Raw genomic sequence first — 6,805 nt, 5'->3', positions numbered from 1 at the left:
GTCGACATCACCCCGGAACCATCGCCCGACACCCCAGTGTCCGAGGTCGCCTGACGACCCTCGATCCACAGGATTTGACTATTTCTCGAAAGAGCGGTTTCGCGACCAGTAGGGAGGAAAGCGAAGAAGGTGTCGCATCCGTTGCTGTCGCCATACCTGCAAGAGGTCCCGACGTGAGGCTGGCACTAAATGCATCAGCGCCGAGCTATCGGTTACGGCCATCACATGTCCGCAAAGTAGCTGGCATCATCGGCGAAGCTGCCGCAGAGCTTGCTACTAAGCTGGTCTAACTACATTGGCAAAGGAGATGTTCTGTGTCGAGTACCCCCGACCTGCCGGCGTTCGTTTCGACGATCGATGACTACCTGCGCTTAGAACAGCGCCACTCGCCGGCCGAGCAAATGTTCGCAACCGTCCTCACAGACGACTTCGAAATCGGCTTTCGCGGCGGCCACCAATGGAAGGGACTCAATGGTCTGCGGTTGTATCTCACGCAGCGGGACGGGATTTTCGACGAACGCCTCGAACTGCGTCAAGTACTTTCCTACGTTCCGGTGCAGGAGGATGTCATCGAGCTGACGACACGACTCGAGTTCTTCTTCCGTCGCTGGAGAGCTCCTTCGCCGGTCAGCGAAGAATTCACCGGTGCGGCCTTTCACACGTGGCTGATCCGCATTGTCGACCATGAGACCCGCGTGGCCCGGGTGGTTATCGATGGATTTGCAAATCTCAACGACAACGCCAGGGCGGCGTTTGCTATCCCAGATGAAGGGTTCGACGAATAACGCATGTGACCGCATCGTGATCACTTTGCGCTTTACTCGCACAACCCGTGGGCCGACAACACGGGTGCAGATCAGGCCGCCTGCTTCGCCGGGAGACGCCGCGGCCACGAAAGTTGCAGGGCGGCTGGACATTAGCGCCGTGGATGGGTTGACCGGCCGCCGTGTGTTTGACCGCCGTCGTCAAGCGCCCTTCGAAGCGATTACCTTGACAATTTCTCCACTGCTTACGTGTCGCCGACGCCGAAAGCCTCGGCGAAGCTAACGTTGCCCCTGGTTTCCCTCTGGGTTGCGTCCACGGCAGCCAGGAGGCGGGAGTTCTCGATGACTATCATCTCGACGTCCTGTTGGTCATCTGCATAGTGGCGATGCCATACCCACGGCGGCGTATACACGAAGTCGCCTGCGCTCCACGTTACGCGTTGATCGCCAATCTCCGACCAGCCCGAGCCATGTCGCACGAAGTGAACTGACTCGTGTACGTGTCGATGAAGGTCACTGCCCGCACCGGCGGGGATCTTCTGCAGGAAGAACTCAATGGAGCGGGCGGGTATCCGCAGAAGCAATCCAATTTCTGATGGGCTTCCGGTCTGGATCCAGTGTGCCTCGGTGGAGTTCACGACGAGGTGCTCCTCGGTCACGTGCTGGGTGTCGCGATCCCCTGCGCGCGCCATACTTTCGGCGAAATCGGCTAGCTCGTCACGGGATAGGGTCATCAATCCACTCCTCTGGGAATTTCGTCGCTGAGCGAGCATGGAGTCACTTTTCGGCGACCCAAGCGCCAGGGTCACGACAGAGCTATGTGCAAGCGCTTCTCGAGCGCGGCGATACTGATGGCGAAGGTCTCGAGTACGCGCACGCGTCCGTCTCCGGCGTTGTCGATGTCGAAGATCGCGTACTCGGTATACAGCCGGCTGACGCACCGAAGCCCGGTCAGCGGGTAACTGCACTCCGGAACCAACTTCGCGGTCCTGTCCTTGCCGAACAGCGTCATCATCACGAATACGCGCTTCGCTCCGATGGCGAGATCCATCGCACCCCCGACCGCGGGAATGGCGTCCGGTGCTCCGGTGTGCCAGTTGGCGAGGTCTCCACGCTCGCTGACCTGAAACGCCCCGAGCACACACACGTCGAGATGGCCGCCGCGCATCATGGCGAAGGAGTCGGCGTGGTGGAAGTAGGACGCCCCAGGGGTTTCGGTGACCGGAACCTTGCCTGCATTGGTGAGATCCGGGTCAATGGCGTCTCCTGTCGCGGCGCCTCCCATGCCGAGCATGCCGTTCTCGGTGTGCAGCACCACCTCGGCGGCGGGGTCGAGGTAGTCGGCGACCATCGTGGGCTGGCCGATGCCGAGATTGACGTACGACCCAGGTGCGATGTCGCGGGCGATCATCGCGGCGATCTCCCCGCGGTCCAACGGGCCACGGTCGAGATGCTCGACACGACGCCGTGTCCTTGCATCGAGCGTTCCCGTCACGAGGCGGCCTCGGTGCGGGCGGCGGGAATCGAGGACAGGTCGAGGATGCGGTCGACGAAGATACCCGGCGTCACGACCGTCTCGGGGTCGATGCCTCCGGTCTCGACGACGCGGGAGACCTCAACGACGGTCAGCGTGGCGGCGGTCGCCATGACCGGACCGAAGTTGCGAGCAGTCTTGCGGTACAACAGGTTTCCGGCCCGGTCGGCCAGGTGTGCTGCGATGAGTGCGACGTCGCCGCGGATCGGATACTCCAGCACGTAGTCGCGGCCGTCGATCGTGCGGATCTCCTTGCCCGAGGCGAGCGGGGTGCCGACACCGGTCGGGCAGAAGAACGCGCCAATGCCCGCGCCTGCCGCTCTGATCCGCTCGGCCAGGTTGCCCTGCGGGACCACTTCGAGGTCGACCATGCCGTCCCGGTAGAGCCTGTCGAACACGTACGAATCGGCCTGTCGGGGGAAGGAACAAATGACCTTCGCGACCCGACCGGCAGCCAGCAGCGCGGCCAGACCGGTGTCGCCGTTGCCCGCGTTGTTGCTGACGATGGTGAGCTCGGCGGCGCCCTGTTCGATGATCGCATCGATGAGTGTGGTGGGCATGCCCGCCATGCCGAATCCGCCGACGAGAATTGTGGCGCCGTCAGCGATTCCGGCGACGGCTTCGTGGGCGGCGGCGCAGACGGCGGTGCGGCTCATGACGACGCCCGCTCGTCCTCGTCGAATTCCGGCAATACCTCGGCGGCGATGCGAAACGCGGAGTTGGCGTCGGGGACGCCACAGTAGATGGCAGTCTGCATCAGCAGCTCCTTGATCTCGTCGTTGCTCAAACCGTTCCGGCGGGCCGCTCGCAGGTGCATCGCCAGTTCCTCGCGGTGCCCGCGCGCGACCAGCGCCGTCAGGGTGATCATCGAGCGGCTGCGAAGGTCTAGACCTGGGCGTGTCCAGATGGTTCCCCAGGCGTACTGGGTGATCAGGTGCTGGAAATCGGCGGTCATGTCGGTGGTACCGGCGATTGCCCGGTCGACGTGCCCGTCGCCGAGCACCTGGCGCCGTATCGCCATTCCCGCGCGACACACATCCTCGACGGTCCTAGTCGCAGGCTGCGGAATACCCACCTGCTCTGCGATGAGGCCGGCGACCCGGTCCGGGGCTTCGGCGGGTGCCAGGTGGCCGACACCGTCGAGCACTACGAGGTCACCGTCCTGGACACCGGAGGCGATGCGCCGCAATGACTCCGGCGGTGTGGGCACGTCGGCGCTGCCTGCCACGGCCAGGACGGGAGTGACGATCTCGCGCAATCGGTCGGAGACGTCGAATGCCGCGAGGGCCTCGCAGGCCTGCGCATAGGACTCCGGATCGGTGTGGCTGAGGGTGTCCAGCAGCGCCGCGCCGACACCTGGTTGCCGGTCGACGAAGCCCGGCGCGAACCACCGCTGGGCCGCGCCCGAGAGTAAGGTTTCGACGCCCTCGGCGCGGACGGTGGCGGCGCGCTCGAGCCAGCCAGCTGGGGTGCCGATCAACGCACCGGTGCCCAGTAGGGTCGCCGAGTCCACCCGTTGCGGCGCGTCGAGCATCAGCTGCAGACCGACACAGCCACCGAGCGAATCACCGGCGTAGTGGAAGGTCTCGGCGTGCATGTCGTCGGCGAGTGCCAGCACGGCGACCGCGAGTTCGGCGATCGTGAAGGGCTCGCCAGGACCGCCTCGACCGTGACCGGGTAGGTCCCACCCGACGACGCGGGCGTGCGCACTCAGCCATCCAGCCGCAGCGCTCCACAGCGTGGCTGCCGAGGTACCCAGTGAAGGCCCCAGCACGAGGACAGGCGCACCGTCGGGTCCGCCGAAGTCGATTGTGGCCAAGGCCGGAATGGTCATGACGCAGACTTGATGAAGCGGCGGGCCCGACTCAAGGTCGAATCGATCAGCCGATCGGCGGCACCGGTGTAGTCGGGCCGTGCTGGGCTACCGGTCAACTCGGTCATTGCACGTTGTTCGGTGAGCAGCCCGCCCGCGTCGGCCAGGTTCGCGGCCGCCCGCGCCGTGTCCACCTGCAACCCGGAGAGCAGTTCGGAGGCTTGGATGGCCGCCACGACGGTGTGGCGGGCGAGCGTGCGCAGTGTGGCCCATTCGGCGTGCCACGCGCCGTCGGAGCGCTCGTCGACACTCGCTCCTGCGGCCAGGTGCAGGGTGGCGCCCAAGGTGCCCGCGGTGAGCGCGGTGCGCCGGATCAACACAGAGCGGACGGGATTGTTCTTGTGCGGCATCGTCGATGAGCCGCCACCAGTCCCCTCGGCCAGCTCGCCGACCTCGGGCCGGCTACCGGTCGCGATGTCGGCGGCGATGTGCCCCCAGGCGTCGCAGCAGCTCACCAACGCATCCCCGATGCGGGTGATCGCCGAGCGGGTGGTGTGCCAGGGCGGAGCCGGCGCCAGCCGCAGTGCGCCGGCGAGCGCGTCGCTCAACGCGATGGCGCCGTCCACCGAACCGGTCAATTCGGTAGCCGCCGCCAGCGTTCCCACCGCGCCACCGACCTGCACCGGCAGCGAGGGCAGCAGCCCGGTCAGCGGTTCGGCGGCGTCCAGTATGCCGGTAAGCCAACGTGCCATCTTGGCGCCGAAGGTGCTTGGTAGGGCGGCCTGGGTCAGGGTACGCGCGAGTGTTGGTGTGCTCCGGTGCCTCTCAGCGAGCTCGGACAGCGCCCGGACTTGGACGGTGAACTCGTCGCCGATGCGCATGAGGACATCACGGGCGCAGATGACGAGCGCTGTGTCGACGACGTCCTGACTGGTTAGCCCGCGGTGTAACCAGCGGGCTGTCGCCGCCGTTGAGCGCTCACGCAACAACGTGACCAGAGCGCTGACGGGGCTGCCGTCGGTGGCGGCGCGGCGGGCGATCGACTCGGTGTCGGCGTCGGCGATGAGGTCTGCCAAGCTGGCACGCGCCTCTTGCGGTGCGATACCGGCGTCGACGAGGCTGTCCAGCCACGCCCGTTCCACGGCCACCATGGCCTCGAGGAATGCGGGGCCGCTCATCAGGTCGCCTGCGAGGTCGTCGCCCGGCCAGAAGAGGTCAGTCATCGCTGGTGTCCCGCGTAGCGCAGGAAGACCGTCTCGGGTTTGCCTGGCGCGTCCTGCAATTGGATGTCGAAGCGTAGTCCGGCGCCCTCGCGGGTGGCGATGAGCGTGTCGCGACGCTCGGGCGGCAGGGACGCCAGCAGTGGATCGCCGGCCAGCTGCCCCCCGGGCACGTAGGCGCGGGTGAACAGCCGGTTGAGCAGCCCGCGGGCGAACACGGTGATCAGAAAGAACGGTGCCGCACCGGGATCGCAGGGACCTGGGATGACGGTGGAAAAGTTGTACCGTCCGCCATCGTCGGTGCCGGCGCGGCCCCACCCAGTGAAGGTCCAGCCGTCCCGGTGTAGCGAGCCGGTGGACGTGGGGATGGTGCCGTCGGCGTTTGCCTGCCAGATCTCAAGTAGGGCGTCGGGAACAGGCTGGCCGTCACCATCGAGGACCAAGCCGGAAAGCTGGACGGCACCCGGTGAGCCGGCCGGAACCAGCTGGTCGCACCGGTCGAACGGGAGTGCGTAACCGAAAAAGGGTCCGACGGTCTGCCCCGGGGTGGCGGTGAGCAGGGTATTCATCAGTGTTCGCTTCCGCGGTGGGGATCCTCGGTCGGAGTGCGCGTCGCGCCGGTGAGGATGATGTCCCACCGGTATCCGGTGGCCCATTCGTGGGTGGTGACGTCGTGGTCGTAGTTGGCAATCAGTCGGTCTCGGGCCTTTCGGTCGGTGATCGACTGATAGATCGGGTCCAGCGCGAACAACGGGTCGCCGGGGAAGTACATCTGGGTGATCAGCCGTTGCGTGAATTCCGTTCCGAACACCGAGAAGTGGATGTGGGCTGGGCGCCAAGCGTTGCGGTGGTTCCTCCACGGATACGGCCCTGGCTTGATCGTGGTGAAGCGGTAGCTTCCGTCGTCATCGGTCAGGCAGCGGCCGACGCCGGTGAAGTTGGGGTCGATCGCGGACGGGTGCTGATCACGCTTGTGGATGTAGCGACCGCCGGCGTTGGCCTGCCAGATCTCGACGAGTTGACGTCGCACCGGCCGTCCGTCGCCGTCGACCACCCGGCCGGTCACCACTATCCGTTCGCCGATGGGTTCGCCTGAGTGCTGGATGGTGAGGTCCGATTCAAGCGGATGCACGTCGCGTTCGGAAAAGCAGGGCGTCCACAGCTCGACGCCCTCCGGGTCAGCGTGGTGTAGGTCCTTCGTGGGATGACGCAGCAGGCTGCTGCGGTAGGGCGCGTAGCCGAGCCGCGGCTGCGTCTCCTCGATGCCAGCGCGCTGATACTCGGACTCGATCGCCTCGATCTCCGCGCTGATCGCCTGCTGCCTCGGCAACCCGCCGTCGGGATCGGGGTCGATCACTGCTGTCATAGCCTTGACACTATTGGCTCCTGAGGAATTGTCAATACCTGTGGATCGGCGTGTTTCAGGCGACCTCCGTTCCGGCTTGCTGATCGCCGTCTGAGGGCGGTGTCGGTG

9 protein-coding genes are annotated in these 6,805 nt (G+C 65.8%); 2 read left to right on the top strand and 7 right to left on the bottom strand.

What is annotated here, in order from left to right:
• Positions 1-74: 74 nt before the first annotated feature.
• A complete protein-coding gene (locus MSZK_RS31210) occupies positions 75-290 on the top strand; it encodes an IclR family transcriptional regulator C-terminal domain-containing protein (RefSeq protein ID WP_074414912.1) in 216 nt (71 codons plus the stop codon).
• 24 nt (positions 291-314) lie between these two features.
• A complete protein-coding gene (locus tag MSZK_RS31205) occupies positions 315-785 on the top strand; it encodes a hypothetical protein (protein WP_047040856.1) in 471 nt (156 codons plus the stop codon).
• Between the two features lie 224 nt (positions 786-1,009).
• Here MSZK_RS31205 and MSZK_RS31200 read toward each other — a convergent pair whose 3' ends face one another.
• The 7 genes from MSZK_RS31200 to pcaH form a co-directional block, all read right to left on the bottom strand.
• Positions 1,010-1,498 carry a cupin domain-containing protein gene (locus tag MSZK_RS31200; protein WP_047040871.1) on the bottom strand — a complete coding sequence of 163 codons (489 nt, stop codon included), beginning with the start codon at positions 1,496-1,498 and terminating at the stop codon, positions 1,010-1,012.
• 71 nt (positions 1,499-1,569) lie between these two features.
• Positions 1,570-2,259, bottom strand: coding sequence for a 3-oxoacid CoA-transferase subunit B (locus tag MSZK_RS31195; RefSeq protein ID WP_047040853.1), 690 nt, complete (start codon positions 2,257-2,259; stop codon positions 1,570-1,572).
• On the bottom strand, positions 2,256-2,954 hold the full coding sequence (locus MSZK_RS31190; RefSeq protein WP_047040851.1) for a 3-oxoacid CoA-transferase subunit A: 699 nt from the start codon (positions 2,952-2,954) through the stop codon (positions 2,256-2,258). The genes MSZK_RS31195 and MSZK_RS31190 overlap by 4 nt, the downstream gene beginning before the upstream one ends.
• Positions 2,951-4,132 carry a 4-carboxymuconolactone decarboxylase gene (pcaC, locus tag MSZK_RS31185; protein ID WP_047040849.1) on the bottom strand — a complete coding sequence of 394 codons (1,182 nt, stop codon included), beginning with the start codon at positions 4,130-4,132 and terminating at the stop codon, positions 2,951-2,953. Before pcaC ends, MSZK_RS31190 begins: the two co-directional genes overlap by 4 nt.
• The gene (locus MSZK_RS31180) at positions 4,129-5,334 is read right to left on the bottom strand and encodes a lyase family protein (RefSeq protein WP_043416463.1); all 1,206 of its coding nucleotides are present in this window, start codon (positions 5,332-5,334) and stop codon (positions 4,129-4,131) included. The genes pcaC and MSZK_RS31180 overlap by 4 nt, the downstream gene beginning before the upstream one ends.
• Complete coding sequence (pcaG, locus tag MSZK_RS31175; RefSeq protein WP_043416462.1) at positions 5,331-5,900, bottom strand: protocatechuate 3,4-dioxygenase subunit alpha; 570 nt, start codon at positions 5,898-5,900, stop codon at positions 5,331-5,333. Before pcaG ends, MSZK_RS31180 begins: the two co-directional genes overlap by 4 nt.
• A complete protein-coding gene (gene pcaH, locus MSZK_RS31170) occupies positions 5,900-6,697 on the bottom strand; it encodes a protocatechuate 3,4-dioxygenase subunit beta (protein ID WP_043416460.1) in 798 nt (265 codons plus the stop codon). Before pcaH ends, pcaG begins: the two co-directional genes overlap by 1 nt.
• Positions 6,698-6,805: the final 108 nt, after the last annotated feature.

Origin of the sequence: Mycobacterium sp. shizuoka-1 (genome assembly GCF_002723835.1) — a bacterium.
Lineage (GTDB): Bacteria > Actinomycetota > Actinomycetes > Mycobacteriales > Mycobacteriaceae > Mycobacterium.
This window is presented reverse-complemented; position numbering and strand designations above follow the sequence as displayed.